The sequence below is a fragment of the Magnetococcales bacterium genome (genome assembly GCA_015231175.1).
Taxonomy (GTDB): Bacteria; Pseudomonadota; Magnetococcia; order Magnetococcales; family DC0425bin3; genus HA3dbin3.
Map to the genome: position 1 here is coordinate 15,126 of JADGBZ010000001.1, position 26,036 is coordinate 41,161.

Sequence of the window (26,036 nt, forward strand, 5' to 3'; positions counted from 1 at the left end):
GACGATATGGACGACCAGTATCTCATCGAGCGGCATGATCCAGCCCAGGCGTTGACTGTCATCGATCATGGTGCGGGTTTCCAGAGTTTTCTGCGTCGTGTGCATCTGGCCCCCATTCTCTCCCCTGAAGAGGAGACCGAACTGGTATCCCGTTACCGGCAGGAGAGAGATCTGGATGCCGCTCATAAGCTTGTGTGGTCACACCTGCGTCTGGTGGTCAGCACCGCCCGGGAGTATCTCGGTTATCGGGTGCAGTTGGCCGAACTGGTCCAGGAAGGAACCCTGGGCTTGATGCATGCCGTCAAACGTTTCGATCCGCATCGTGGGGCGCGTCTGGCCACTTATGCCTTGTGGTGGATTCGCGCTGCCATCCACGAATATATCCTCCGGGCCTGGAGCATGGTCAAGGTGGCCACCACCCAGGTCAAGCGCCGCCTTTTTTTCAAACTGCGCCAAAGCAAGGAGAGTTCCGCTCCACTGACCAGGGAGGAGGCCGAAGAGTTAGCCATCCGGTTCCAGACCGATGCCGCGACCATCCTGGAGATGGACAGCCGTCTGGCCTGCGGCGACGCATCATTGAATCGCCCTCTGCTGGACGATGCCAGCGGAGAGGTGCAGGATTTGATCCCCGACCAACGCCCCAACCAGGAGAGCATGGCCCTTTCCAAGGAAAAACAACGCCTCCTGGCCGCCATGATTCAGCAAGGCCTGGAGCGGTTGGATGCCCGGGAGCGGCAGGTGGTGGAGGAGCGTATCATGTCTGAGCGTCCCGCCACCCTGGAGGAGATCGGCGCCCGGCTCTCGATCAGCCGGGAACGGGTCCGCCAGTTGGAAAGCCGGGCCATGAAAAAATTGCGGGCGTTTTTTACCAGCGCCCCGGACGATGTGCGGCTGGTGATGGAGTCGGTCTGATACAAATTTCATGAGTCGCCTTCCTTGAGAAATCGGATCACATCCTCGGCGACCCTGCGGGAGAATACCAGGCCCAGATGACCGCAAGGGTGGCACGTGCGAAAATGTGGCCCCTCCAAAGTGGTTTCGGCCACCTCCACCACGCCATCGTTGTCCGGTTCGGGTCGAATCAGACCCAGGATCAGACCCAGGCCGATGGCGCGATTCCCTGCGACGCAACCAAAGGCCCGCCGTGGCGGCGTGGTGCGCATGCCTTGACCATCCAGCCCTTCCGGCATGCTGCGTCCCAAAAGCCAGCGGGTCGGGGTATGCCGGGAGAGTTGCGCCGCTGCCCGGCTGCCCTGAAAAGGTGACCCCAAGGCGATGCTCCGGCCCACGGGCCACTCGGGGTGATCATGCAGGAAGCGCAGAATGACCAATCCTCCCAGGCTGTGCCCGACCAGATGGAGCCCTCCGGTACAGGTATAACGTTGCAAAAAACCATGCAGCAGCGCCGCATTTTCAGCAACGGTTGCGCTGCGGGTCGGGTAACTGAAGCGCAGGGTGCGAAAACCAGCCCGGTGCAGCCGATAGCGCAACAACCCCATCTCCCAGCCACTCATCCAGAGGCCATGCACCAGGACGACACAGGGGCGTTTCGGCACGGGTGCTCTCCTCAGAAAGCAGCAGGGGGGGATGCAGGATGAAGCCATTGACGCAACTGTTCCTGGCGCAAGGGCGGGGGGAGTTCTCCCAGGGAGCGTGCGGATTGGTGAAATTGGGTTATGGCCCCACCCTCCTGCGCCATGAGGGCAAGCAAAGAGGGGATCCATTGGCTGTAGGTGGTCAAGGCGACCAAATGGGCGTTGTTCAAATGGGGCGGGAACCAGGAGTCACATGCAGCCCCTCCTCCCCAGTTGGCTGCCATACGATGGTAGGTACGGCGGGTGGCCTTGAGAATGTGCGTCTTGACGGCCAACAACTCGGCAGGGGTGCGCCGCGATGCATAAACCACGGCCAACAAAGCACGGCTCTTTTGAATCAAGTTCAGACAGGCATCGCGCTGTTGATGATAACGCCGGTATTTTTCTAAAAGTTTGGTCTGACCGCTCTGTTGCAGCCACAGTTCGACCCCGATCCGACTGACCGCTTCGGCATAGGATTCGTTGAACGTCGTGTCGCCGGAAACATACAGAGTGGCATGGGCCAACTCATGAAAGATCAGTCCAATCAGCCAAGGCTCGGGCCAATCGATGAAGGTGTTGAGCAGGGGGTCGTCAAACCAACCCAGGGTGGAAAAGGCTGGAGCGCCCGTGACGTAGGTATCCATACCCTCGTGCGCCAAAACCTCGGCAGAACGATGGGCATCATCCGGTGAAAAATAGCCCCGGTAACTCATGCAACCAGCCACGGGAAAACACCATGTGACTGGATCAAACGCATAGGCCGGAGTGGCATAAACGGCCCAAACGGCATAAGGCCGTGACAAATCGGCATAGCTTTGGAAAGATCCAGAGGGGGCAAGGGCGAGATCGGTTACCGCAAACTTGACTGCTTTTTCCGCCAGGGAGAGGCGTTGACGTAGCGGCTTGGGTGTGACCGGGTCAGCCAGAAGGTCAGAGATGGATCGCCGCCGGGAGAGGAGATCCAGTTCGCCACCAACCGCCTGCAAATAGTAGTGAGCCATGTCGCACCCCGTAAGCAGCAACCCGGCAGCCAACAGAGTCGTACAAACGAAAGATATTTTTCCAGCCCGAATCTTGAAAGGTGATGGCATGTCGAACCATATTTTTTCAACCCTGTTGCGTCTATCCAAAACCGCAAGCATCCGGCTGCCCGCAAGATTGCGTCCGGTCATGTTTCCACGGGACGATGCCTCACAAAACCCACCAGCCGCAGTCCGATCGACCGACGACATTCTGCGGGATATTCTCGCCTGGGACAAGCAGGATGCCAATGACTTATGCGTCCTTCTGAACAGTTACGATCATCTTGTGCTTTCCGGTGCGCAGGCCCCTGCCTTGGATTTGCGCCGGGTGCCGAGCGTTGATCCAACACCCCATTTTCGTTTTGGCACACCTGTGCAGTTTGTGGCCATGGACCTGAAAGCCCGTTGCGTCGTCAGGTCCGGCAAGCCGGAACGGTTTCGTTATGCCGTGCAAAATGTGGCTGAAATGTAGCAATTCACCACCCTTCAGCTTTTGGTTTTTTCCGCGAACGGGCCACCAGGGCGGCAAACTCCTCCGGTGGGATAGGCCGACTGAAATGGTAACCCTGGTAGGCATCACAGCCAAGATCGGCGAGGATCCGAAGTTGTTCGACTGTTTCCACCCCTTCGGCAACCGAATAGAGGTTGAGGCTTCTGGCCATGGAAAGGATGGCGCGGACAATGGGCGTATCGCCTGAACTCTCGGTCAGGGTCGATACGAACGAACGGTCAATCTTGATGGTATTGACAGGGAATTGGCGCAAATAGGAGAGAGAGGAGTACCCCGTACCGAAGTCATCCACGGCGATGCTCAACCCCATGTTGCTCAACTCGCGCAAGGTGATGATCGACTCCTTGATGTCGGCCATCATCAGGCTTTCGGTGATCTCCAGCTCCAGGTCAGTGGGTGCAAGCCCGGTTGTCTCAAGAACTTTCCTGATGGTGTTGTTCAACTGCCCCACCTGAAACTGCCGGGCGGAGAGGTTGATGGCCACGCGGAGCGGTCCCAACCCGGCATCGATCCAGGCCTTGTTCTGACGGCAGGCTGTCTCCAAAACCCACTGCCCCATGGGCACGATCAGGCCACTCTCCTCGGCAATGGCGATGAAATCACCGGGAGGAACCATGCCCATGCCGGGCTGATTCCAACGGATCAGGGCCTCCATGCCTGTCACGACGCCACTTCCGACATCGACCTTGGGTTGATAATGGACAACAAACTCCTGGTTTTCCAGCGCTTTTCGTAAACTGTTTTCCAGAATCAACCTTTTGGTGGCTTGCGTCGCCATGGATGAGGTAAAAAACATAAAGTTGTTCTTGCCGGCCTGCTTGGCTCGGGTCAGGGCCAGATTGGCATTGCGAATCAACGTCGTGGCATCCGAGCCATCCATGGGGAAAACCGACAGACCGACGCTGGCGGTCACAGTCAGCTCATGGCCCTTTGCCAGGATGGGGGGAAGCAGCACGGACTGCACTTTTTGGGCGATGGTGATCGCGCTTTGCAATTGTCGGGCGTTGCGAAATATGATGGCGAACTCGTCGCCGCTCAACCGACCCAGAGTATCATCCTTGCGGATGACACTGCGCATACGTTCGGCCACCTGCTTCAAAACCCGATCCCCGATCTCGTGTCCCAGGCTTTCGTTGACTTTTTTAAAGGAGTCCAGGGAGAAAAAAAGCAGCACGACCTGCTCACCGGAGCGTTGGGCGTGATTCAGCACCTGCTCCAGACGGTCGGTGAACAGCAGGCGGTTGGGGAGGTCCGTGAGGTGGTCATGGTTGGCGCGGGTCCGGGATTCCGATCTCTCCCCGCCCATCAGGGAGGTATCCAGGCAAATGGCGACGATGTGCGTTATTTCGTTTCGGGCATCACGCAGGGCGACGAGCGTCATGGACTCCTGGTAGGCAGCGCCACTCCGGCGCCGGTTCCAGATGACCCCGTGCCATTGACCCCGCATTTTGACCTCATCCAGGATGGCCAAAGGCGAGCAATCGAGTTCGTCAGGATTGCGAAACAGACGGGCCGGATGGCCGAGGATGGCGTCACGCGACTCCCCGGTCATGCTCGCATACCCCTCATTGACGGCCAACACCGTCCCGCCGGGATCCATGACCAGTATCCCTTCCACGGTATGTGCGAAAAGCTGCTCAACGATGGCAAGAGGGAACAGGGTATGGATCATGCCTCGTGCCCAGGGAGTTTAAAAACGTGTCGAGTACGTCCGCGATTCTCGTGGATCCTAATCCTTTTTGTCCACAAACTCCATGGCGTCGTCAAATATTCTAAAATTATTTTTTCCCCCCCGTTTGACTGCGTACATGGCAGTGTCGGCCTTGCGAATCAAGGTCTCCGGGTTGTCTTCGCGCAGGGCGTTGTAGCTGATGCCGATGCTGACGCCGATTTGGCACTCCTTACCGAGCGGATAGAATGGTTTATGCAAAGCCTTGATGATTTTTCTGGCCACCCTGACGGCGCCGTCAGGCTTGGAAAGAACGGTCAGGATGACGGTGAATTCGTCGCCGCCCAACCGTGCCACGGTGTCGGATTCGCGCAGGCAGGCCTGCAAACGCCCGGTGACTTCAACCAACAAGGCATCGCCAACCTCATGACCGAGCGAGTCATTGACCTCTTTGAACCTGTCCAAATCGAGAAACATGACGGCCAGGTACGACCCCATGCGCCGGGCCCGGGTCAGGTCGTGGCCAAGCCGCTCCATGAAGAGTTTACGATTGGGGAGACCGGTCAAGGTGTCGTGGTTGGCGAGGTGGGCCAGACGATCCTCGACGGTCTTGCGCTCGATGACCCCGGCCAGGGTGTTGGCGATGGCCCAGAGAAAATCGGTCTCTTCGGGATCCCGGATGTGGTTGTGCGCCAGATACATGTTGACCACCCCCAAGAGCTTGTCCTGGGAGAGAATGGGCACACAGTAATGACCGTGCGGCTTGATCCCGTCAAAGGTAACATCGTGCCGGTGATCCAGATCGCTTGAGTAGACGATCTCCTGCGTCTGGGCCGCCCGACCGCAAAGACAAAATCCCAGGGGCAGGCGGGCGCAAGCGGTCAACAGAGGCTTGGAAAGATTGCGCTCGACGGTCATCTCCAAGGTTTTGGTGCTGTCATCGTACAAGAATATGGAACCCTTGGCTTCGATGGTCAACCAGGGGACGGAGAGGATGACATCCAAGGCCCGTTCCAACTGCTCGTGGAGAGAGATGGGCTCCAGAGCGATTTGCAGGAGTTCGCTGATGGCGACACGGGACTGCTGGACGCGCTCGGCGGAAGCTTCATGATGTTTGCGCAGCGTGATATCCCGAATGACGGCAACGAAAAATTGCTCCCCTTCGGTGCGCCAACCGGAAAGGGACATCTCGACAGGAATTTCGTGACCATCTTTATGCAGGGCCAAAAATTCCAGGATTTTGCCGCCGATCAAGGCATTTTGGCTTGATTGGATCTCGTTGAACCGTTGGTGGAACGCCTCCCGAAACCGTTCCGGCATCAGCATCTCGATGGACTTGTGCAAAACATCCTGCTCCGAATATCCAAAAAGATCGGCGGCGCTCTGGTTCCAAAAGTTGACAAACCCCTGGTTGTCGCAGGAAACGATGGCGTCCCGGACAAAGAGCGGGAGCGAACGGCTTGCCTTCAACTGGCTGTCCAGACGGACATACGCCGCAGTCAGATCATCACAAAATTCATTGATTTCATTTAATTTTGCTGATCTTTTCTCCAAAAAAAGGAGCCCGGACAAGAAGGCTACTACGCCGCCGAACACCCCCAAGATACTGAGAAGATGCGCCGAGGAGGGGTCGATATGGAACTGGGCGGAGATGGAGACAACGACCAACAATGCTGCCACAAACAGGACAACGCCGCTCCAAAAGGAAATCCTGTGCCTTTCCCTTGACACCAACCGACTCTCTCCCACCATATCGCTCCCCTCGCTGCCAAGTTTGTGCAGAGAAACGGCAACCTTGTTTGACCCCGCGTCACGATTCTTGACGCAACATTGACATTGTATCATTTTTGGAATTTTAGAATCCATCATTATCTTATTATATTTTCATATATAAATATTTTATGCGTGTACATCCTGGCGAGACGCACGGTTTTCCACGGCTTACCGGGAAAGGGAGGTGGTGCGGGACGACGTTGTACGTCGGTGTCAATGTTGGTAAGTTGCTCACATGGTTACCTCGCCTGTCACTTTGAGTTTTGTGATCGCGGAATGCGTACATGGAAGAAACGGTCGTTGTCATCCTGGATCGCCCCGCCCATCCGGGCAACATTGGCGCTTGTGCCCGGGCCATGGCCAACATGGGCTTGCACCGGTTGCGTCTTGTCAACCCGCGCGAGTTTCCCCACCCTGACGCCGTGGAGTTTGCCGTGGGCGCGGCCTGGATTTTGGAAGAGAGTCAGATTTTTTCCACATTGGATGCGGCCCTGGCCGATCGCAACTTTGTGGTGGCAACCACCAACCGCACCCGAGGTCAGCGCCAGGTGGTGGTGACGCCCCGAGAGTTGGGGGTGCGCCTCCCTGAGATCCTGGCCAGGCCCGAGACACGTGTGGGTCTGCTGTTCGGGACCGAGCGCACCGGACTGGAGACCAGGGACGTGGAGCGGGCCGACTGGATATGCAATATTCCGACCTCCGGCACGCATGGTTCCCTGAACCTGGCTCAGGCCGTGTTGATCCTGGGTTACGAGATCATGTTGGGACGTGACCGGGGTCACTCCTTCGCCGCTGACCTGACCAGCCAGACTCCTCGCGCAGGAGCGGAGGAGATGGAACACATGTTTCATCACCTGGAGCAGGCGTTGCGGGCTGTGGATTTTCTCAAACCCCAACAAAAAGGCCATCTGATGGGCAGCATCAAAGCCATTTTTCACCGCGCTGCCATGGATCGTCGCGAAGTGGCCATCATGCGGGGCATCATCAACGAGATTGGACGCCCCCCCAGGGGGCAGGATCCCTGATGCAGGCGAGAATGCTGCGTATGGGCCAGGTTCCCAGGCATCTGGAAGAAGGGGTGAGCTTGGCGCCGGGCATGGAAGCGATCTTGTCCCGTTGGGCGCCGCGACCGGGCGATATCCTGACCGTAGTCGATCCCGAGGGCACTCTGTATCGTGCGCGTTTTCTGGGACCGGGACAGGGTGTGCGGCCTTTCACCATCGTGCCGACCACTCTGGAGCCCCGCCAACGCCGGCGGCTGGCACAGGCCATACCGGATCGTGAACGCATGCTCTGGGTGTTGCAAAAGGCTGTGGAACTGGGGGTCACGGATATCCAGCCTGTTGTGTCCGAGCGTTCGTCGGCAACCTCGGGGGGTCCGTCGCATCACCAGGACAAAGCCAACACCTGGGTGCGCGTCGTTCGAAAGGCTGCCATCCAATGCCGGCGTGCGATTCTGCCCGAGCTGCTTCCCCCCACTCCACTGGCGGGTATGGCCGACACCCTTCTGCCCAACGAAGCTCTGTTGTGCATGGATGTCGTGGGTAAGCGGCAACCCCTTTTTGCCCTGGCGCCGGCTCTGGTAAACAGGCCCTTGACCCTTCTTGTAGGGCCGGAAGGGGGGTGGAGCGATCAAGAACGAAAATATATTCAGTCGTTTGGAGGCATCGTTGTCAGCGTGGGGAGCAGAGTGTTGCGCACCGAAACTGCCGGCATGGCGGCCTTGGCCGTGTTGGCGGCTGCCGATGGAACCTTTACTCCGGGAGAAGATTTGTAGAGTATGGCGGGATTTTGCAAGACAATGCTTTCAGCCAGGTGTCGGCGCAGGGTGAAGGAGGGAGTCATGAGTTGGAGCAGCAATGGCGGCGGCGGCCCCCAGAGACCGTGGGGACAGGGCCCCAGGCCACCCCAGCCCCCTGATATGGAGAAAGTCTACCAAATGTTCCGGGAGAAATTTGGTGGCAGCATGGACGGAAAGCGCCTCTGGCCGATGGCCTTTGGGATCATCCTGGTCATTTGGTTGGCAACAGGAATCTATGTGGTGGGGCCTGATGAGGAGGGCGTTGTAACACGTTTTGGACGCTACATCGAGAGCACCAATCCGGGCCCGCACTACCATCTGCCCTATCCCATCGAAGATGTCTACAAACCCAAAGTCACCCAGGTGCGACGGATCGAAGTCGGTTACCGAACCCGGGGACGCTCCGCCGTGGATGTGGCCGTGGAGTCCCTGATGTTGACCGGCGATGAAAACATCATCGACATCGACATGAGCGTGCAGTACCGGATCCACAATGCCGCTGACCTGCTTTTCAATGTACGCAACCCTCCGCGTGACCCCAGCAATGTGGTGCGCAATGTGGCGGAGACAGCCATTCGGCAAGTGATCGGACGCAACAGCATCGACGAGGCCTTGACCATCGGCAAGGAACGGATCCAGGCCAACACCCTCTCCACCATGCAAAAAATCCTTGATGACTATAAAAGCGGCATCCTGATCGTGGCCGTGCAGTTGCAACAGGTCTCCCCGCCCGAAGAGGTCATCCACGCTTTCAAGGATGTCGCCAGCGCCCGGGAAGACCGGGTGCGCGCCATCAATGAGGCCGAGGGGTACGCCAACGATATCCTGCCCAAAGCGAAGGGCGAAGCCGCCAAACAGATCCAGGAGGCGGAAGCCTATAAAACCGCCAAGGTGGCGCGAGCCAAGGGTGACGCATTGCGTTTTCTCTCTCTGCTCAAGGAGTATGCTCGCGCTCCGGAGGTGACGACCTCCCGCCTTTACCTGGAAACCATGGAAGAGGTATTGACCAAGACCGACAAGGTGGTGGTCGACCCGCGGGCCGGGCAAGGTGTGTTGCCTTATCTTCCCCTGGACCGCCAAAAAGAGGGGATCCCCCCGCTGTTGCCCCGGAAGGGAGGTGAAGGATGAACAGGCGTGCCTCTGTCGGGATTGCCATCATCCTGATCGCGATTCTGGTTCTCATCTCCCAGGCTGTATTCACTGTCCACCAGGTAGAACAGGTGTTGGTGGTCCAGTTGGGTAAGCCGGTCCGTGCGGTGATCGAGCCGGGCATCCATTTCAAAATTCCTTTCATCCAGGAAACCTTCACTTTTGACAGGCGCTTGCTGGTTCTGGACCAGGAGTCCCAGGAGGTTCTCTCCTCGGACAAGAAGAATCTCAAGGTGGACAACTACGCCCAGTGGCGCATCGAAGATCCCCTGAAGTTCTACCAGACGGTGCGCAACGAGGCTGGCGCGGAGTCCCGCTTGAATGACATCGTCTATTCCAATCTGCGTGAAGTTCTGGGGCAGTTTACCATGATGGAGATCGTTTCGGGTGAACGGCTCAACCTGATGAAGCAGATTCGCGAACAGGCCAACATCCAGACCAAACAGTATGGTATCGGTCTGGTGGATGTGCGTATCAAACGGACGGATCTCCCTGCGGAAAACTCCAAGGCCGTTTACCGCCGCATGCAGACCGAACGCGAACGGCAGGCCAAGCAGTATCGCGCCGAGGGAGAAGAGGAGGCTGTCAAGATACGTTCCCAGGCCAACCGGGAACGAGAGGTCATGCTTGCGGAAGCCTATGGAACAGCCCAAAAATTGCGTGGCGAGGGAGACGCCCTGGCTGCGGCCATCTACGGGGAGGCCTTCCAACAGGATCCGCGTTTTTACGAGTTTGTCCGCTCCCTGGAGACCTATCGCAAGGCTTTTGTGCAGGGGACGACGTTGGTGCTGGAACCTGAGGGGCTGTTCCGGTATTTTAAGGGGCCCTCGCTCAACCCGAGGTAATACTGGACGCGATACCGGTGGATGATTTTTTGACCGCAGTGGGCCTGATGCTGATTTTTGAGGGGATGCCCTATTTCATCTCGCCCCATACCATGCGCCGTTGGATCGAACAGATCTCTCTTTTGCCGGAAATGGCGCTACGCCGAACAGGGTTTGCACTCATGCTGATCGGCCTGTCTCTGGTTTACTGGGTGCGGCAATGACACAGGAAGCAGAGGATCAGGCGACGCGCCATCCCGGGATGGACCTGGGGGAGATCGTGCTTGTCCTGGAAAAGATGGGCCGCAGACCGCGCCGGTTGCAAGGACATATCCCGGTGCATGGTCTGTCGTCTCTGGCGGAGTTGGCCCGGGTCGAATCTCCGGCCTGGGTGGATGTGCAAGCCGTGCGTGAGCAGGATCGTTTGCGTGTAACCGGCCACACGGGGGGTCGGGTCGGTTTGGATTGTGGCCGGTGTCTCAAGTCGTTTTCGTTGGAGCTGTCCGCAACCCTGGACCGGGAGTATGTCGCAGGTCAGGAGCTCCCGCCCAAAGGCGGCGAACTCGAAATTTCGGATGAGGTGGTCAATCTTGAAGATGGCGTTTTTTCGCTTCGCCGTATGGTCGAGGAGGAGTTGATCCTGGCGTTGCCTATGACACATGTGTGCCGGGATGCGTGTGCCGGGCTCTGTGCCCAATGCGGAGCGGACCTGAACCTTGGGGCGTGTGGATGTCTTCCCCAGGTTGCCGAAACCCCCTTCGCCTTTTTGAAAAACCTGGGATCGTTCAATCCCTGAAATTCCGGATCAAAAATCCGGTCCACTGAAAGGAGTTTTCCGCCATGGCGGTACCCAAGAAGAGAAAGTCGAAGTCGCGCGGTCGGCAGGGACGGTCACATGACGCCTTGCACTCGCCATCCCTCTCCACCTGCCCGAATTGCCAGGAACCACGCATGCCACACCGGGTGTGTGGCAAGTGCGGCTGGTACAACGGGCGTGATGTCCTGGAGTTGAAGGAGTAGCTTGGCGTGGGGAAACCTGCTCTGCGCCGCGATGAACATCCGGGAAAAGTGATGTCATCGTGACCGTCAGGATTGCACTGGACGCCATGGGTGGGGATCATGCCCCGGCCATGGCCATCGACGGGGCCATCCGATCGCGATCCGACAACAGCGACACGGAGTATGTTCTGGTGGGGCAAGAGGCGGCGATCCGGGCTGAATTGGCTCGCCACCGGGTCTCCGAGGATCGCATCGCGGTCCATCCTGCCTCCGAAGTCGTGGGCATGGGGGAAAAGCCTTCTGTTGCCCTACGCACCAAAAAGGACTCCTCCCTGCGGGTCGGGGCCAACCTGGTCAAGACCGGTGCGGTGGATGCCTTCGTTTCGGCTGGCAATACAGGCGCCTTGATGGCGACAGCCAAGTTTGTTCTCAAAACCCTTCCTGGTATCGACCGCCCGGCCATCGCCTCGTTGCTTCCCCGGGCCGGGGGAGAGACTCTCATGCTTGACCTGGGAGCCAACGTGGATTGTACGGTTGATCATTTGTGCCAATTCGCCCTGATGGGGAACGTCTATGCCCGGGAAGTTTTGGGTATCATCTCCCCCAAGGTGGGCCTGCTCAATATTGGCCAGGAGGAGATGAAGGGGAATGGCGTGGTGCGAGAAGCTGGCGAGAGACTGCGCCAACTCCTTCCCAACTACGTTGGCAATGTGGAAGGGACCGATATTTGTTTCGGTCAGGTCGATGTGATCGTTTGTGATGGTTTCGTGGGAAACGTCAGCCTCAAGTCGATCGAGGGGGTGGCGCAAATGTTGACTTTTTTTTTGAAAGAGGCCTTTGCACACTCCTGGTTGACCAAATTGGGGTATCTGGCGGCGCGCCCGGCGTTGCGGCGCTTTCGCACCCGTGTGGATCATCGCAAATACAACGGCGCCATGCTGCTGGGGCTGAATGGTGTGGTGGTGAAAAGCCATGGCTCGGCGGATGCCTTTGCCTTTTCCCACGCCATTCAAGTCGCAATCGAGTTGGCGACACGCAAGGTGAATGAAAAAATTCGTACCGAGGTTGCCAAATTGTATGGGACGAGGGTCGTTTGATGAAATATCCTTTGGCTCGCATCACGGGAACCGGTTCCTGCCTGCCGGAAAGATGTCTCACCAATGCTGAACTGTCCCGCATGGTGGATACCACCGAAGAGTGGATCTTTTCCCGCACCGGGATCAAGGAACGACGTATCGCCGCACCGGGTGAGTTGACCTCTGATCTGGCTGTCCAGGCAGCCCGGCAAGCCCTGGCCGCTTCCGGTCTTGCAGCCGAACAATTGGACCTGATCATCGTGGCGACAACCACGGCAGATCATGTCTTTCCGGCGACAGCCACCGTGGTGCAACACAAGCTTGGTATCACCAATCGGCATATTCCCGCTTTCGACATGCAAGCCGTGTGCGCGGGATTTATCTACGGACTCTCTGTTGCGGAAAAGTATATTCTTTCCGGAAGCTGTCAGCGCGTCCTGCTGATTGGTGCCGAGGTCTTTTCCCGTCTCGTCGATTGGCGTGACCGTTCCACCTGCATCCTTTTCGGCGACGGAGCCGGGGCTGTGGTGTTGGAGGCCGTCAACGAAGGGGAACGCGGCCTTCTCTCCACCCACATTCATGGCGACGGAACCTACCTGGATATGCTCAAAGGCCCACCCGGCATGGCCCAGTTGCCCATGAACCAAGGGGGTTGCGCCCCAGCCGAAGCCGTGCAACGTGACATTGGCTTCATGGAGATGCGTGGCAATGAAGTTTTCAAACACGCCGTCAAAGCCATGGGACAGGTGGCGGAAGATGCCCTGCAAGCCCATAGCCTGACCGCTGATGATCTGACCTGGCTGATTCCCCACCAGGCCAACATACGCATCATACAAAGCATCACCAAACGGGTCGGCATCGACCCGAAACGGGTTGTGGTGACTTTGGAGCGACATGGCAACACCTCGGCAGCCAGTATTCCCCTGGCCCTGGATGAAGCCGTCCGCGACGGACGCATCAAGCCGGGGGATTTGGTGCTCCTGGATGGCTTCGGGGGCGGGTATGTCTGGGGAGCGGCCCTGATACGCTGGTGATGTGACCCTGGATGGCAGCCCATTTATGCCTGCCCGGGGTGCAAAACTTCTCTATATTGTCCCGATAATGGGGTTGTTGCGGTCAAAGTCAGACGCCTCGGTTATCAACCTGTTCGGGTTCGCGCCATCCCCTCCGCGCCTTAAATAAAACCTATAGAATCATAAACCAAGAGAGTGGCTCTCCGGCAAACCCGGATAAGCGCCCATGAGGTTGGGGCGGCACTCTGCCCCATACCTTCGTGACAAACCCAACTGTTCCTGATGATAAGAAATGCCATGATCCTACCTTTTTACCAGGGCAATCACATTTGAAATCCGGTCATCAATTCAGACAGATTTTTTTTGCGCTGTGGGATGTCATGCAGACTTGATATGCCCTGGGAGCGCAGGCGTCTCGCCTGCCATGAGCGGGCGAGACGCCCGCGTTCCCAGACAAACCCGAAGGTTGCCCATCGGTCCAAAAACAAAAACTGTCATTATAAGGGTATCGGCATTTAAATGCGATTGCCCTGACCTTTTTACTTGCATCATGGTGCAATAATCCGCACGATCACACCCTGCGAGGGTGGCATGGGCCATGGTGTCGGCAAACTGACGAAGGTGTGTGGGGAAGAGCTATGACCGAGGAGAGTGGCGGGCAGACGCGGGAAGAGGAGATGGAGATTCAGGAGTGGCGGGAAGCCCTGGAGTATGTCCTGGAACATGCCGGCTCGGATCGGGTGACCGAGCTGCTGCGAGAACTTCACCACCATGCGCATCGGCTCGGCATCAAAATCCCCTTTTCTGCCAACACCCCCTACATGAATACCATTCCCCCCTCCGAACAGCAGCCCTACCCCGGGAGTCGGGAGATGGAGCGCCGCATCAAAAGCCTGATTCGCTGGAACGCCATGGCCATGGTGGTGCGTGCCAATCAGCAGGATGTGGGCATAGGGGGGCATATTTCCACCTTCGCCTCGGCGGCCACTTTGTATGAGGTGGGATTCAATCATTTTTTCCGGGGTCCAGAGGCGCCGTGTGGGGGCGATCTGGTCTTTTTCCAGGGACATGCCTCGCCTGGCATCTATGCCCGCGCTTTTTTGGAAGGGCGATTGAGCGAACGGGATCTCTCCCATTTCCGCAAGGAGTTGGCAGAGGGAGGCGGGCTCTCTTCCTATCCGCACCCCTGGTTGATGCCCGATTTTTGGCAAGTCCCCACGGTCTCGATGGGGCTTGGCCCGATCATGGCCATCTATCAGGCCCGATTCATGCGCTACCTGGAAGACCGGGGATTGCGTCCCCCGACCGATGCCAAGGTCTGGGCCTTCCTCGGCGATGGCGAGACTGACGAGCCCGAGTCCCTGGGGGCCATCTCCCTGGCCGCCCGGGAGCATCTGGATAATTTGATCTTTGTCATCAATTGCAATCTGCAACGACTGGATGGTCCGGTGCGCGGCAACGGGCAGATCATCCAGGAGCTGGAAGCAGATTTTCGGGGCGCCGGCTGGAATGTGATCAAGGTGATCTGGGGAGAGGATTGGGATCCCCTGTTTGCAAAGGATCACGAGGGTCTGTTGAGCCGGCGATTGGCGGAACTTGTGGATGGGGAGTACCAGAAACTCTCGATCGAAGGGGGCGCCTACGTGCGCCAGCAGGTGTTCGGCAAATATCCGCAACTTTTGGAGCTGGTTTCCCACCACTCTGACGAGCAGTTGCACCGCATGCGGCGAGGGGGGCACGATCCGGCAAAGGTCTACGCCGCATTCCACGCCGCCACGCGCCACAAGGGGGCCCCCTCGGTTGTCCTGGCCATGACCATCAAGGGGTATGGTTTGGGCGCAGCGGGGGAGGGATTGAACATCACCCACCAGCAGAAAAAGATGACCGACGAGGAGTTGCGGGCCTTCCGGTCGCGCTTTGGCATACCGTTGTCGGACGAGGAGGTCTCCCATATGCCCTTCTTCCGCCCCGCCGAAGGGAGCGAGGAGATGCGGTATCTACAGGGGCAGCGGCGCAAGTTGGGGGGGTATCTCCCCAGCCGCAAGGCCAAGGCCGAGCCCATTCAACCCCCGGCGGAGGAGATTTTCCAGGAGTTTGCCGATGGGACGGGCGAGCGGGAACTCTCCACCACCATGGTCTTTGTGCGCCTGCTGACCCGGCTTCTCAAGGATCCTGCGGTTGGGCGGTTGATTGTCCCCATTGTCCCGGATGAGGCGCGCACTTTTGGCATGGAGGCGCTGTTCCGGCAGTGTGGCATTTACTCCCATCCGGGGCAGCTTTATGAGCCGGTCGATTCCAAAAGCCTCCTCTACTACAAGGAGGCCCGGGATGGCCAGATTTTGGAGGAGGGTATCACCGAGGCGGGTGGTTTGAGCTCTTTTATCGCCGCCGGGACCGCCTATGCCAACCACGGGGTGAATACGATTCCCTTTTTTGTCTACTACTCCATGTTTGGGTTGCAACGGGTGGGAGATTTGATCTGGGCTGCGGCGGACATGCGGACGCGGGGATTTTTATTTGGTGGCACGGCTGGTCGCACCACGTTGGCCGGGGAAGGGCTCCAACACCAGGATGGGCAAAGCCATCTGCTCGCTTTGCCCATACCAACCCTGATGGCCTACGATCCCGCCTACGCCTATGAGGTGACCATCATCGTTCAGGATGGGTTGCGGCGCATGTATGTGGACCAGGAGGCTTTGTTCTACTACGTCACCATCATGAACGAAAATTATACGCATCCTCCCATGCCCAAAGGGGCGGAGAGCGGCATTTTGAAGGGGATGTATCTTCTGGAGGGAACGACCGCTCCTGCCCACTGGCCCCGCGTGCAGCTCATGGGGAGTGGCGCCATTCTCAACGAGGTGGTCAAGGCGCGGGAGATGCTGGCCCGATACGAGGTGGCTGCCGAGGTGTGGAGCGTGACCAGTTACAAGGAGCTGCGCCGGGATGCCCAGGAGGCGGAACGATGGAACATGTTCAATCCTGGCAACGAGCCGGTGCAATCTTATCTCGCCCAATGTCTGAAGGATCGTTCCGGACCTTTCATCGCTGCCACCGACTATGTCAAGGCCTTGCCGGATCTGATCGCCAAGTGGTTGCCTGGCCCCCTGCTTTCGTTGGGGACCGATGGCTTTGGCCGGAGCGAAACCCGTGCGGCGTTGCGGGACTTTTTCGAGGTAGATCGGCGACATGTCACTCTGGCCGCACTGAGCCAACTGTATGACATGGAGTTGTTGCCGGTGACCGTGGTGCAACGTGCCATCCAGGAACTGGAGATCGATCCCGAACGCATCAGTCCGGTGCGTCGCTAATGGATCAACCGACATGACTTGAAGCGTTCACTTTTCCTGACTATGCCGCACTCTTTCAAGAAAAGCCCGGGTATAAAAGCCTTTGTCAGGGCTTCGCCCCGAACCCCACCAGGACGCTGTCCTGGACCTGCCAGGGAGCCAGCCCCCTGGACTCCGATTCATGCCATCAAATCAGCACGGTTGAGCCACTAGGGGTGGGCGGACTCTTGCGTGGGTCAGATCGAAATCTCCCCCCGGGATGGTGGATCGGCAAGTGGCTGGTGTTTCTGGGTGCAAGCCTGGTGGTGTTTTGTTATGGCTTGCACTTCGACACTTTTGTCATCCTGCTTGGGCTCCTTTGGCTGCTGTTTCGTTTGGCCAGTCCCGCCAACGCGATCACCTTTTCTGTCGTACTGGCCTTGATGACCTTATGCCTGTGGGGCGGCATCGAGCTGCTTGGTTTGAACAAACCTTTTTACCGCTTGCATGAAAAGCTGGCCTATTTTGACAGGGAGATGGGCTTTTCGACCTATCAAAAAAATGTTTCCGCCAGCATGGAGATGCCCTTTGGCGATCTGCGTGCCATGTCATCGCACATGCCGCCTCTGGAGGCTCCACGGACCATCTCCTGCCAGACCGACAGCCTGGGATTTCGCAATACCCAGGATTATCATGGCCAACCCTTCCTTGTGGTGGGGGATTCGTTTGTGGTGGGTGTCGGCAATACGCAAAGTCAGACGCTCGACCGTCAATTGGCGGATCGTTATGGCATGCAAGCCTATAATCTCGGCCACCCCGGTGATGCATCCGATTATTTGCAGCGGATACAATATTTCCGTGCCCACTTCAGCGAGCGGCCCAAATTTTTGGTTTTTCTTTTTGAGGGGAACGATTTTCCCGCAAAGGATCGTCCCATCGCTCCACAAAGCTGGTTGCGCACCCTCAAGGAGAACTACGCCCTGTTGTCCAAAAACAGATTTTCCAATTTCATCACGATGAAGCGCAACCAGATCAAGGTTCGCCGCAAGAACCAGGATCCTGGTCAGGATCCGGCAGGGTCGTTCATGGTTGGTGACCGGGAGATGGCCTATTACAAGCTCTATCGGGAAAACACCGAACGCACCCATTATGTGTTCCCCCCCGGTTATGTCGCCGATTTGCGCCTGCTCCTGCAACTGAGTCACAAGGTTTTTTTTATTCCCACCAAATACCGGGTGTATGGACCGGAGAGCACCCTTCCACCCCAGGCCTATTGGGAGCGACTCAACCAGGTTTGCCAGGAGGCAGGGACTCCCTGCATCAACCTCACCGCGCCAATGCAGATCCAGGCCCGCCACCATCTGGAACAAGGCCAGACGCTTTGGTGGCGTGATGACACACACTGGAATCCACTGGGGATTGCGGTGGCGGCGGAGGTGGTGTGGCAAACTGCTGGCCGGTCCATCCACAAAACACCTTGAAAGGACAATCTGTCCCAATTGGGATACAAATCTGTCCCATTATGGACAAAATGTCCTGCGTCCGACGGCATACGGGACAAAATCGCCCGTGGTTTGACGGTTTTTCGTCAATATCCCAGCGCCCAAACGTATATTTAAAAAAATAACAATGTGAAAGCAACAGGTTTCAATCCTGCCGCAAGGAGACCGATACGTCGGTACGCCTGCGTTCCGGAGCATTTTCACGCTCCTCCAGGAGGGCGACCAGCTTGTGGATAAACTCGGTTGACACACAATGATCCACCCAGGATTGCAAGGCAGCCACTGCAGTTATCGATGGAATTTCAGGAATTTCCCGAAACTGATCCAGCACCCAGTTCTCGGCATGCAGGCGAAAAGTTTCGATCAGGTCACGAACCAAGCCATACAGGGCAGGGAAATTTTCATCCGTAACCGTGACGCTTTGTCGTTTCATGGCAAAAAGTCCTAGAAATTGTTTTTAAAAACATTAGCTTACGTCATTAGCACCACATCCGGGCACCCGGTACGCCAACACCCGGCACGACCAAACCTCAAGTATGGCCTGTTGTTTGCATGATATATTCCTAAATATAATTTCCGAGCCGTCTGCTACCCCAGTTTTTCAGGAATCAAGGAGGCAGACAGCGAAGGCCCTTCGTTGCAAACCGTAGCGGTTGATCGTCAACCGGACTCTTGACAGGAGCGAGACCATGAGCACACTGAGCAATGACAAACCGAGCATCGTCGAACGTGTTGTGGAGAACGTTGGACTGATTACCATCATGGGGTTGGTCTTCGCGGCTGCACCGCTTCTGGCAGCGTGGTCCGTCAAAGGGCTGATTCAGATCTTTTAAGCCGGTTCCGCGTTTCGGGCGCACCCGGACTCCATGCCCGGCGGGATCCCGGTAATGGGCGCACACCCGCCACCTTCCGATCGTGGATCCCCCCGTGGAGTTCGTGCGTTGCCAATCGTCGGGCTTGGCCGCAGGGAGAGGAAGGGCCAGCCCCCCTGGCTGTCCCTGTCTCCTGCGTCATTCCCAAGCTTGGCCACCAGCTGTGGCCTTCGATCCTGTCAGGGTGCGGTCCGTCGCCTGCTTATCAGTAACAGGTTCCGCCCGCCTCCTGAAGGAGCATTTCCACTTCGTCGTGGTGCTTTTCCAGAGCCATCAAACGGGCGGTGACGCCTTTGTTGTCCCGCTCGTTCACGCGTATCCCTTTGCCCAGAAGATATTTCACAATCTCCGCATGGCCGTTTGCCGAGGCGAACATCAGCGCGTTAAGGCCATCCTCGTTCTTCACATGAATATCGGAACCAAATTCCACCAACATTTTAACGATCTCGGTATGGCCCTTGTCCGCCGCAATGAGGAGGGCCGTGCAGCCGCACTGGTGATTCCGCTCGGCGCTGGCCTTTTTCTCGATCAACATGCGGGCGGCCTGAACGTCGCCATACTGGGCAGCCAACATGAGGGGCGTACTCCCCTCCTTGTCCTGGGCATTGATGTCGGCCCCGGCCTTGATCAGGGCCGGCAACAGGTGCGCGTTGCCATACTGGATGGCCAGATGCAAGGCTGTACGCTTTTTCTGGTTGACAGCCTTGACGTCAGCGCCCTTGGCGAGCAGCATTTCCAGAATTTTTTGCCGTGTTGCCTGCTCGGCAGGCTCCTTCAACCGCACGGCGACCAATTTCAGGAGCGGCGTCCAGGATCCTTTGGTTTGAAAGTTGACATCCCCCCCATGCTGGATCAAGGCTTCGACCAACTCTGGATGCAGCCACTCCGCAGCCAAAAACAGGGCCGTGCATCCAGCTCTCTGGTGGGGGGCGTTCACCTCGGCGCCCTTGCTTAAAAGGAGTTTGACGACCTCGGCGCTCCCCTCCTGCGAGGCCAGCATGAGCAGAGACATACCGACCTGATTGTACTGATTAGGGTTGGCTCCCCGATTCAGGGCGTCCCGGACAGCGACCCAGTTCCCTTTGTTCGCATCATCCCAAATTCCGGCTTCTGGAGCTGCGGCTCCCTGGTGTGCCCCTCCCTGGGCCAAGGCCACCGAGTTAATCCCTATGCCACCGGCCAACAGCAGCATACAAAGCACGGCTGCGATCTTGTTCATGATAGACCACCCTCGGTTCGTGACCCCTTTGTCAGGCGAAAACTGCCAAAAATCTCCCGACGTGTCAAATCCTGCTGCCATCGACAGGTCATGGAGCGTTCCCTGCGAACATTCTCGCGGAACTGGACAACATCCGTCCAGGCAGAAAATACCTGATCGGCAGTTTGGTACCGGGACAAACCGACCACCAGGGGCTGGAGGTAAAAAGAGCCAAGCTGGGGGTCATACTGGACATGGGCATCCTGATCCTGTCCCAGCATGGTCAGGCTGACCCTGGGCCCCAACGTCGGCAGAGAGACCTGTTCCCAGGCCTGCGCGACCGTATCATGCGGCGGTTTCCCGGGAACCAGAACCCGGCAAAGCATCCAGGGGGTAAGCTGTAGAAAGACACTCCACCCCTCCACATGGCGGCATGCCCTGACTTCATGGCCCAAAAGAGGATTGATCACCTCCATTTCCAGACCAGGCACACTCTGCTCCGCACCCAAGCGGCGGGTGGCAGCCGCGAAGAGTTCCTGAAACGCCTGCAAAAAAAACACCCATTCCGGGTCACAAGGGCTTGGCTGGGTGTCGTGCATGATCGCCTCCAAACAGATCCAAAAGCCGCGACCCAAGAAAGCCGTAGAGCGCCAAACCAGCCGACTCCTTGAGCCTGGTCGCAAACCTCGGCACCCAGATGGCCAAGTGTTCCTCCCACAACTCCCACCGCAAGTCGGCCTGGGCCACGCGCTGCGCCGCAAGGTGGGCGGCCAGATCCAGCATGGAGCCCAGAAAATCCGGAGAGATATCCGGGTCCGCTGCAACACCCGCACGCTGGTAGAGTCCGGCGATGGCCTGCACACAATCCCCCCCCAGAACGCCATGCCGCCAGAAGCTCTCAAAGGGGGGACAAGGTGTCGTGGGAAAGCCGTTGACAAAGAGCCGGGTATGTTCAGCCTGCCACGACTCCAGGGAAATTCCCCGGAGTTCGGGACAGACCGCCTGCAACCCGGGAAGCTCAATGGCCATCTCCTCGACGGCGGCCAGGGATCCTGGCTCGGGCTGCCCAAGCAGCCCGGCCAGCAGGGTCAACTCATGTTCCAAGGTGATGGTCATGAGATCATGGTTACCACGGATAGGCGTAAACACCAGCCGACATGAAATAGTGCCGCAGGAGATACCCTCCAGTGAGCACCAAAACCGATGCCGTCACGATGGGAACCTTGCCGGACCAGGAACCGAAAACGCATTTCAGCTCCATGGCCAGGGGGATCATCAACCCACACACGACGAAGCCCATCACCCAACCCGAATCGTTCCACAACAGCTCAGCCGACCGGTAGCCAGCCTCCGATCCAGAGAGCGTATAGTTGAAGAAAGAGTAGATGACAACCAACTCCGCCGTGATCAACCCGATATCCACCCGTTCATAGAGTGCCCGGATGGTGTGATCCACCCGGTGGTAGATAAACATGTACATGACGATGAGAAGCCAGGCCATGGAGGTGGAAAAGGCAGAAACCGTGAAGAGAATGGGCACGCCCGGGTTGTGCCACAGGGCCACCGCCGGGAAACTCTGCAAGAGCAACCCGGTATAGACAGCAGTCCCCAGGCCGGTCACGACGGCAATCCATCCCAGAACAGTCTGGTATTTTTGCGCGGTCACCGCCACATCGCGGGTGATTTTCATCCGCAGAAAATCACCCATGACAGGCCAGCCCAGGAGGCGCTTTTTTTCCACCATGAAAGGCAGGGCAAACAGGACAGCCGCGATCTGGAGCCAGAGGATGAACTGCGAACCCCAGGCGATCCAGGAATCGGGTTTATGAAAGATGCCCCATGGGGTCAGGATGTACACCGCCGCCCATTTGTGCAACAGGTGGAGGAAGAGCATGCCGGACCCCAGAGTCAACATGGCCGTGCCGGAGAGAGCCCCCCACATCACCAACTCTTTCTCCTCCCGCAGATACATGTGGGTAAGAAAGCTGACCACGATCACAGCGGCTCCCATGCCGCCAAGAAAGAGATACAACGCAAACCACCACGTCCACAAATTCTGAGTGCTGTAGGTCATGATTTCCATGCGGATCTCCTACCGTTGGGGAATGTAGTAAACGTTGGGACGAGTCCCCAGATGGGCCAGGAGCGGCTTGGCCGTGCCATTGCGCACCAACTCCGTGGCCGGGTAGGCGGGACTATCCAGATCGCCCAGCATTCTCGCCTCGCCCGGGCAGGTTCGCACGCAAGCCGGCAATTCACCCACCTTGAGCCGGTGATGGCAGAAGGAACATTTGTCCATGCTGGGGGCCTTGCGTTTCAGTACGCCGTAATACTCCTTCCCGGTTTTGATATCCGCATGGGTAAAGGGGTAGCGGGCATTGTAAGGACAGGCCAGGGCACAGGCTTGACACCCCATGCACAAAGTCTCGTCCACCATCACCACCCCATCGGAGGTCCGATAGGTCGCTCCGGTCGGACAGACACTCATGCAGGGGGGATTGGTGCAGTGGTTACACAGGCGGGGGATGAAATGCCGCCGGACCGTGGTGCCGGATCCACTCTCCCGGTCGTGGACGTAGGTCCGCCAATGATCGGACCAGACCGGTGTTTGATTTTCCAGCGAACAGGCAGCCATGCAGGCATTGCAGCCCACACAGGTGTTCATATCAATAACCATGACGTAACGGGTCACGATGCCACTCCTTTTCAGATTTTTTCGATCCGCACGGTAAATTCCTGAGAACGGAATCCCGCGACAACGGGCTCAACCATATAGGGGATCAGCTTGTTGGTGGCCGTGCCAATTCCCACACTCAGACGCAACGCCTTGTTCTCGACGCCGAACGACGAGTGCAGGAAAATGGAGTCCGGATGCAGTTGGTTGGTCACATAGGCTGTTCCCTCCGCCTGCTGGCCGGAGAGCTTGTTGGTCACCATGATGCGATCGCCGGAGACGATTTCCAAAGTCGCAGCCCGGTCAGGGTGGATCCAGATACCGGTGTAGATATCCTTCTTGAATCGGTTGATGGCCGCCAGCACCGGGTTATTGCTGTTGGTGGAACCATAGGAGATGGTCGGGGTCTTGCCGTAGGTAAAATAGAATTCATCCTTTTCCAGGGGTTGATCCATGGTCTTGCCATCACGGCAGGTGGCGGGAATGGCGGCAGCCAGAACGTTGAAGGATGGACCTTTCCCCCCCATGCCATCGCGCAGCCACACGAAGAGGGAACCAAAAAACTCCAGACGTCCACTCGTGGTCGGCAGGGCCATTTGCCGGGGCATGGCATGGTGGGCCAAAATCTCTTCCGCCGGCATTTCAAGATGCACGCCATGACGTTTGAGGCTTTCGCGCAACTCTTTGGGTGAGGTATGAATCCGGGCAGCGGTCATGTCGAAGGCAACGTCACGGCATGCCTTGGAGTAGGGACTTTTCTCCCCTGCCGCAAGGTATCTTTCATACGCAGCCATGGTGGCCTTGCCCGGAATGCCGCTCAGGGCCTCCAACATCTTGACGAACGGCTCCGTGGTTCCTGATATGACCCGGCTGAGCCCCAACAGGATATCTGGAGTTTCCAGGGTGTCGTACAGGGGCTTGATCGCACCAAAACGGGTCGTCAGAGCCAGGTCATGATTGACCCCGTTGCCATAGATGGTCGGCTCGTCCCGTTCCAGGTAGGTCGGGTTGGGCAGAATGACATCGGCATAGGGAACGGTGTCCGACGGCAACACATCCACAACCACAACCAGCTCCATGTTGGCATGGGTCAGGATGGTCTTCCATTGGGTATCCGGATAGTAATGCCGAACCGGATTGGCAGCGTTGATCACGATGGCCCGTGTCAGGTAAGGCTGGCCATTGTAGACCAGTTTGCCGGTCACGGACTCCATCAAGCCTGTATCCGCCAGGGCCGGCACGGCGACCGCCTCGCGACCGGCTGCCCGTTCCTGCGCGGAAAAAGCGAAGGCCCAGGCCGGATGACCATGCGGGAAGGTCTTGGGGTTGGAGATGGCCTTGATCAACTCGCCCACGAAAGGAACGCCCGCCACGGAGGTCATGAGGGGACCGGGGGAACGCTTTTCCCGATTGGCTTCATGCCAATTGGCCACCTTGTGGTGGTACTCGCCGCTCATGATCCAGCCACCCTTGCGGTCGATTCCCCCCACCAGGGCCTGCAACATGGCCTGCACCCGCCGGAGCATGTTGATATTGGTATACCGGGCGCCATGCCAACCCGGATCCACGATGGGCCGCCCAGCCGCAGCAAAGTCTCGGGCTGTCCTGAAGATGACCTGGGCGGGAACCCCTGTCGTTTTGGCTGCCCACAAAGGCGTATTGGCCGAGATTTCCGCAATCTGGGCCTGGAGGACGGTCATCACGGGGCGGCCTTCCAAAACCAGGCCATCCGGGGCATACAGGGCCGGGTACACTGGCCCTCCCTTGATATCCACCACGTTCTGGTGGCTGAAAGGGGGTATGGAAACCACCTCTCCGGTGCGTTCCTGGACAACCCGTGGGTTGCCATCTGCATCCGTGGCGATGGCCCAAGCGCCGTTTGCATCCCGCGCCAGAAGGAACGGCATGTTGGTGTGCTTCTTCAAAAACTCCCCATCATAGAGTTTCTCGGTCAGGACCACATGCATCATGGCCACCATGAAATCGAGATCCGTACCCGGACGGATCCGAATCCACTCGTCGGCCTTGGCGGCAGTTTCCGAGAGCCGGGTATCCAGCGCCACAACCCGGGCGCCCTTTTTGCGCGCCTCGGCGAACCGCACCATGCGGGAGGTGGAGATGGCACCGATGGAAGCATTGTTGGCCACGAAGAGAATATAGTTTGCGTTGTCGTAGTCGGGAAGAACTTCATCGTGAATGTTGAAGTTGCCGGTCACCGAGTCGGTTCCGAGATGTCCCGAGGCCACGCAGTGCTGCATGGGCGAAGCGACAATGTTGGGCACCCCGTTGGACAAAGCGAAGGGGACGGCCCAATACATGTAGAAAACACACGAGGTCCAACCGCCTACCATGGTCCACTCCCAGGGCTGGATCTTCTTGGTCCTGGTCTTCTCCTCGATGTAGGCCCAAGCCTCTTCCCAGGTGACGGAGCGGAACTCCGCCTCCCCCCGCTTGCTCCCTTCCACCCGGATCATGGGCCCCTTGATGCGATCCACATCGTAGACTTGGCGCATGCCGGCTTGGCCCCGGGCACACATTTTTCCCCGGTTCAGGGTGGAGTGAGGGTTGCCATCCAGTTTGACGATGCGCTTGACCCCATTCTCCGTCTCGGTGGTCACCTGGACATTACACAGCGAGGAACAAAAATTGCAGATGCTGTAGACCTGCTCCCTGGTGACATCGTCGCCGCGTGCGACCTCGCCACCAACAAGCTGCGGGGCCAACAGAGAGAGCCCCGCGACCCCTCCGCTGGATTGAAGAAATCTACGTCTGGTCAACCTTGGGAATCGCCAGGACATGTGTACTCCTCTCCGTTGCACAATAGGACGAACAGTAGCGCAAGCCCGCTCTCTGCATGATGAAAACCCCCCATCGCGGCGAGCCGGCCCCTCGTGTCATAAGGGCAACATTCGTGCCTCTCTAGGGGAAATTTTGCCAAAAATTTACAACAGATTGTAATTTTTCATGAAAAATTTTACATTCGTGCAGCGTTCCTGTTACATTTGCGGCCAACCGGGGTGAATTCCCTGCCATCCATGACAAACTTGACAATTCGGTTTGTCATGGATGGCAGAATATCTTCGACAATTTTGCCAACCCCATGGGTT

Annotated in this window: 25 protein-coding genes; 14 read left to right on the plus strand and 11 right to left on the minus strand. The window is 57.8% G+C overall.

All coding sequences use genetic code 11. The features are described 5' to 3' along the window. The first annotated feature begins 6 nt into the window (after nt 1-6). Complete coding sequence (locus tag HQL63_00070) at nt 7-912, plus strand: RNA polymerase factor sigma-32 (GenBank protein ID MBF0175233.1); 906 nt, start codon at nt 7-9, stop codon at nt 910-912. Nucleotides 913-920: 8 nt separating this feature from the next. Here the strand turns inward: HQL63_00070 and HQL63_00075 are convergent, their stop codons facing one another. Both HQL63_00075 and HQL63_00080 read right to left on the minus strand, forming a co-directional pair. Continuing rightward, nucleotides 921-1,556 (minus strand): alpha/beta hydrolase, encoded by a 636-nt coding sequence (locus tag HQL63_00075; GenBank protein ID MBF0175234.1) that lies wholly within the window; start codon nt 1,554-1,556, stop codon nt 921-923. Between the two features lie 11 nt (nt 1,557-1,567). Next, nucleotides 1,568-2,668 (minus strand): aminopeptidase, encoded by a 1,101-nt coding sequence (locus HQL63_00080; GenBank protein MBF0175235.1) that lies wholly within the window; start codon nt 2,666-2,668, stop codon nt 1,568-1,570. On the opposite strand from HQL63_00080, the gene HQL63_00085 reads away from it, so the two are divergent. Continuing rightward, the gene (locus HQL63_00085; protein MBF0175236.1) at nt 2,667-3,071 is read left to right on the plus strand and encodes a hypothetical protein; all 405 of its coding nucleotides are present in this window, start codon (nt 2,667-2,669) and stop codon (nt 3,069-3,071) included. The genes HQL63_00080 and HQL63_00085 overlap by 2 nt on opposite strands. Nucleotides 3,072-3,075: 4 nt before the next feature. Here HQL63_00085 and HQL63_00090 read toward each other — a convergent pair whose 3' ends face one another. Then, nucleotides 3,076-4,782, minus strand: coding sequence for an EAL domain-containing protein (locus HQL63_00090; protein MBF0175237.1), 1,707 nt, complete (start codon nt 4,780-4,782; stop codon nt 3,076-3,078). 57 nt (nt 4,783-4,839) lie between these two features. Continuing rightward, a complete protein-coding gene (locus HQL63_00095) occupies nt 4,840-6,624 on the minus strand; it encodes a diguanylate cyclase (GenBank protein ID MBF0175238.1) in 1,785 nt (594 codons plus the stop codon). Nucleotides 6,625-6,836: 212 nt separating this feature from the next. On the opposite strand from HQL63_00095, the gene HQL63_00100 reads away from it, so the two are divergent. The 11 genes from HQL63_00100 to HQL63_00150 all read left to right on the plus strand — a co-directional run bounded on the left by HQL63_00100 (nt 6,837) and on the right by HQL63_00150 (nt 18,164). After that, nucleotides 6,837-7,577, plus strand: coding sequence for an RNA methyltransferase (locus HQL63_00100; GenBank protein MBF0175239.1), 741 nt, complete (start codon nt 6,837-6,839; stop codon nt 7,575-7,577). Next, nucleotides 7,577-8,329 (plus strand): RsmE family RNA methyltransferase, encoded by a 753-nt coding sequence (locus tag HQL63_00105; protein MBF0175240.1) that lies wholly within the window; start codon nt 7,577-7,579, stop codon nt 8,327-8,329. The genes HQL63_00100 and HQL63_00105 overlap by 1 nt, the downstream gene beginning before the upstream one ends. Before the next feature lie 66 nt (nt 8,330-8,395). Further along, on the plus strand, nt 8,396-9,481 hold the full coding sequence (hflK, locus tag HQL63_00110; protein ID MBF0175241.1) for an FtsH protease activity modulator HflK: 1,086 nt from the start codon (nt 8,396-8,398) through the stop codon (nt 9,479-9,481). Next, nucleotides 9,478-10,347, plus strand: a complete 870-nt coding sequence (locus tag HQL63_00115; protein MBF0175242.1) for a protease modulator HflC — start codon at nt 9,478-9,480, stop codon at nt 10,345-10,347. Before hflK ends, HQL63_00115 begins: the two co-directional genes overlap by 4 nt. Before the next feature lie 17 nt (nt 10,348-10,364). After that, nucleotides 10,365-10,550, plus strand: coding sequence for a DUF2065 domain-containing protein (locus HQL63_00120; protein MBF0175243.1), 186 nt, complete (start codon nt 10,365-10,367; stop codon nt 10,548-10,550). Then, on the plus strand, nt 10,547-11,122 hold the full coding sequence (locus HQL63_00125; protein MBF0175244.1) for a DUF177 domain-containing protein: 576 nt from the start codon (nt 10,547-10,549) through the stop codon (nt 11,120-11,122). Before HQL63_00120 ends, HQL63_00125 begins: the two co-directional genes overlap by 4 nt. 44 nt (nt 11,123-11,166) lie before the next feature. Next, on the plus strand, nt 11,167-11,346 hold the full coding sequence (rpmF, locus tag HQL63_00130; protein ID MBF0175245.1) for a 50S ribosomal protein L32: 180 nt from the start codon (nt 11,167-11,169) through the stop codon (nt 11,344-11,346). Between the two features lie 59 nt (nt 11,347-11,405). Then, nucleotides 11,406-12,422 carry a phosphate acyltransferase PlsX gene (gene plsX / locus HQL63_00135; protein ID MBF0175246.1) on the plus strand — a complete coding sequence of 339 codons (1,017 nt, stop codon included), beginning with the start codon at nt 11,406-11,408 and terminating at the stop codon, nt 12,420-12,422. Further along, entirely contained in the window at nt 12,422-13,435 is a 1,014-nt protein-coding gene (locus tag HQL63_00140) for a ketoacyl-ACP synthase III (protein ID MBF0175247.1), read from the plus strand. The genes plsX and HQL63_00140 overlap by 1 nt, the downstream gene beginning before the upstream one ends. Nucleotides 13,436-14,052: 617 nt before the next feature. After that, nucleotides 14,053-16,725, plus strand: a complete 2,673-nt coding sequence (aceE, locus tag HQL63_00145; protein ID MBF0175248.1) for a pyruvate dehydrogenase (acetyl-transferring), homodimeric type — start codon at nt 14,053-14,055, stop codon at nt 16,723-16,725. 206 nt (nt 16,726-16,931) lie between these two features. Beyond that, nucleotides 16,932-18,164, plus strand: coding sequence for an SGNH/GDSL hydrolase family protein (locus tag HQL63_00150; protein ID MBF0175249.1), 1,233 nt, complete (start codon nt 16,932-16,934; stop codon nt 18,162-18,164). A 166-nt stretch (nt 18,165-18,330) separates the two neighbouring features. Here HQL63_00150 and HQL63_00155 read toward each other — a convergent pair whose 3' ends face one another. Further along, a complete protein-coding gene (locus tag HQL63_00155; protein MBF0175250.1) occupies nt 18,331-18,618 on the minus strand; it encodes a hypothetical protein in 288 nt (95 codons plus the stop codon). 256 nt (nt 18,619-18,874) lie between these two features. Between HQL63_00155 and HQL63_00160 the strand changes: the two genes are divergently transcribed. After that, nucleotides 18,875-19,018, plus strand: coding sequence for a hypothetical protein (locus HQL63_00160; GenBank protein ID MBF0175251.1), 144 nt, complete (start codon nt 18,875-18,877; stop codon nt 19,016-19,018). A 244-nt stretch (nt 19,019-19,262) separates the two neighbouring features. On the opposite strand, the gene HQL63_00165 is transcribed toward HQL63_00160, so the two are convergent. The 6 genes from HQL63_00165 to HQL63_00190 are packed head-to-tail and all read right to left on the minus strand — an operon-like array spanning nt 19,263 to nt 25,727. Beyond that, nucleotides 19,263-20,276: an ankyrin repeat domain-containing protein gene (locus HQL63_00165; protein ID MBF0175252.1), complete on the minus strand. Its 1,014-nt coding sequence runs from the start codon at nt 20,274-20,276 to the stop codon at nt 19,263-19,265. Then, nucleotides 20,273-20,854: a [NiFe]-hydrogenase assembly chaperone HybE gene (gene hybE, locus HQL63_00170; protein MBF0175253.1), complete on the minus strand. Its 582-nt coding sequence runs from the start codon at nt 20,852-20,854 to the stop codon at nt 20,273-20,275. The genes HQL63_00165 and hybE overlap by 4 nt, the downstream gene beginning before the upstream one ends. Next, a complete protein-coding gene (locus tag HQL63_00175; GenBank protein MBF0175254.1) occupies nt 20,826-21,371 on the minus strand; it encodes a molecular chaperone TorD family protein in 546 nt (181 codons plus the stop codon). The genes hybE and HQL63_00175 overlap by 29 nt, the downstream gene beginning before the upstream one ends. A gap of 10 nt (nt 21,372-21,381) precedes the next feature. Next, on the minus strand, nt 21,382-22,338 hold the full coding sequence (gene nrfD / locus HQL63_00180; GenBank protein MBF0175255.1) for a polysulfide reductase NrfD: 957 nt from the start codon (nt 22,336-22,338) through the stop codon (nt 21,382-21,384). 9 nt (nt 22,339-22,347) lie between these two features. Beyond that, entirely contained in the window at nt 22,348-22,947 is a 600-nt protein-coding gene (locus HQL63_00185; protein MBF0175256.1) for a 4Fe-4S dicluster domain-containing protein, read from the minus strand. 14 nt (nt 22,948-22,961) lie between these two features. After that, nucleotides 22,962-25,727, minus strand: a complete 2,766-nt coding sequence (locus HQL63_00190) for a molybdopterin-dependent oxidoreductase (protein MBF0175257.1) — start codon at nt 25,725-25,727, stop codon at nt 22,962-22,964. Nucleotides 25,728-26,036: the final 309 nt, after the last annotated feature.

Excerpts from the sequence above, each read along its gene's own strand:
- HQL63_00080 (MBF0175235.1), bottom strand. The coding sequence starts at position 2,668 with ATGCCATCACCTTTCAAGATTCGGGCTGGAAAAATATCTTTCGTTTGT.
- HQL63_00175 (MBF0175254.1), bottom strand. The coding sequence starts at position 21,371 with ATGACCATCACCTTGGAACATGAGTTGACCCTGCTGGCCGGGCTGCTT.
- nrfD (MBF0175255.1), bottom strand. The coding sequence starts at position 22,338 with ATGGAAATCATGACCTACAGCACTCAGAATTTGTGGACGTGGTGGTTT.
- aceE (MBF0175248.1), top strand. The coding sequence starts at position 14,053 with ATGACCGAGGAGAGTGGCGGGCAGACGCGGGAAGAGGAGATGGAGATT.
- HQL63_00190 (MBF0175257.1), bottom strand. The coding sequence starts at position 25,727 with ATGTCCTGGCGATTCCCAAGGTTGACCAGACGTAGATTTCTTCAATCC.
- HQL63_00140 (MBF0175247.1), top strand. The coding sequence starts at position 12,422 with ATGAAATATCCTTTGGCTCGCATCACGGGAACCGGTTCCTGCCTGCCG.
- HQL63_00160 (MBF0175251.1), top strand. The coding sequence starts at position 18,875 with ATGAGCACACTGAGCAATGACAAACCGAGCATCGTCGAACGTGTTGTG.
- HQL63_00090 (MBF0175237.1), bottom strand. The coding sequence starts at position 4,782 with ATGATCCATACCCTGTTCCCTCTTGCCATCGTTGAGCAGCTTTTCGCA.
- HQL63_00100 (MBF0175239.1), top strand. The coding sequence starts at position 6,837 with ATGGAAGAAACGGTCGTTGTCATCCTGGATCGCCCCGCCCATCCGGGC.
- HQL63_00085 (MBF0175236.1), top strand. The coding sequence starts at position 2,667 with ATGTCGAACCATATTTTTTCAACCCTGTTGCGTCTATCCAAAACCGCA.
- hybE (MBF0175253.1), bottom strand. The coding sequence starts at position 20,854 with ATGCACGACACCCAGCCAAGCCCTTGTGACCCGGAATGGGTGTTTTTT.
- HQL63_00070 (MBF0175233.1), top strand. The coding sequence starts at position 7 with ATGGACGACCAGTATCTCATCGAGCGGCATGATCCAGCCCAGGCGTTG.
- rpmF (MBF0175245.1), top strand. The coding sequence starts at position 11,167 with ATGGCGGTACCCAAGAAGAGAAAGTCGAAGTCGCGCGGTCGGCAGGGA.
- HQL63_00155 (MBF0175250.1), bottom strand. The coding sequence starts at position 18,618 with ATGAAACGACAAAGCGTCACGGTTACGGATGAAAATTTCCCTGCCCTG.
- hflK (MBF0175241.1), top strand. The coding sequence starts at position 8,396 with ATGAGTTGGAGCAGCAATGGCGGCGGCGGCCCCCAGAGACCGTGGGGA.
- HQL63_00095 (MBF0175238.1), bottom strand. The coding sequence starts at position 6,624 with ATGATACAATGTCAATGTTGCGTCAAGAATCGTGACGCGGGGTCAAAC.
- HQL63_00115 (MBF0175242.1), top strand. The coding sequence starts at position 9,478 with ATGAACAGGCGTGCCTCTGTCGGGATTGCCATCATCCTGATCGCGATT.
- HQL63_00125 (MBF0175244.1), top strand. The coding sequence starts at position 10,547 with ATGACACAGGAAGCAGAGGATCAGGCGACGCGCCATCCCGGGATGGAC.
- HQL63_00165 (MBF0175252.1), bottom strand. The coding sequence starts at position 20,276 with ATGAACAAGATCGCAGCCGTGCTTTGTATGCTGCTGTTGGCCGGTGGC.
- HQL63_00105 (MBF0175240.1), top strand. The coding sequence starts at position 7,577 with ATGCAGGCGAGAATGCTGCGTATGGGCCAGGTTCCCAGGCATCTGGAA.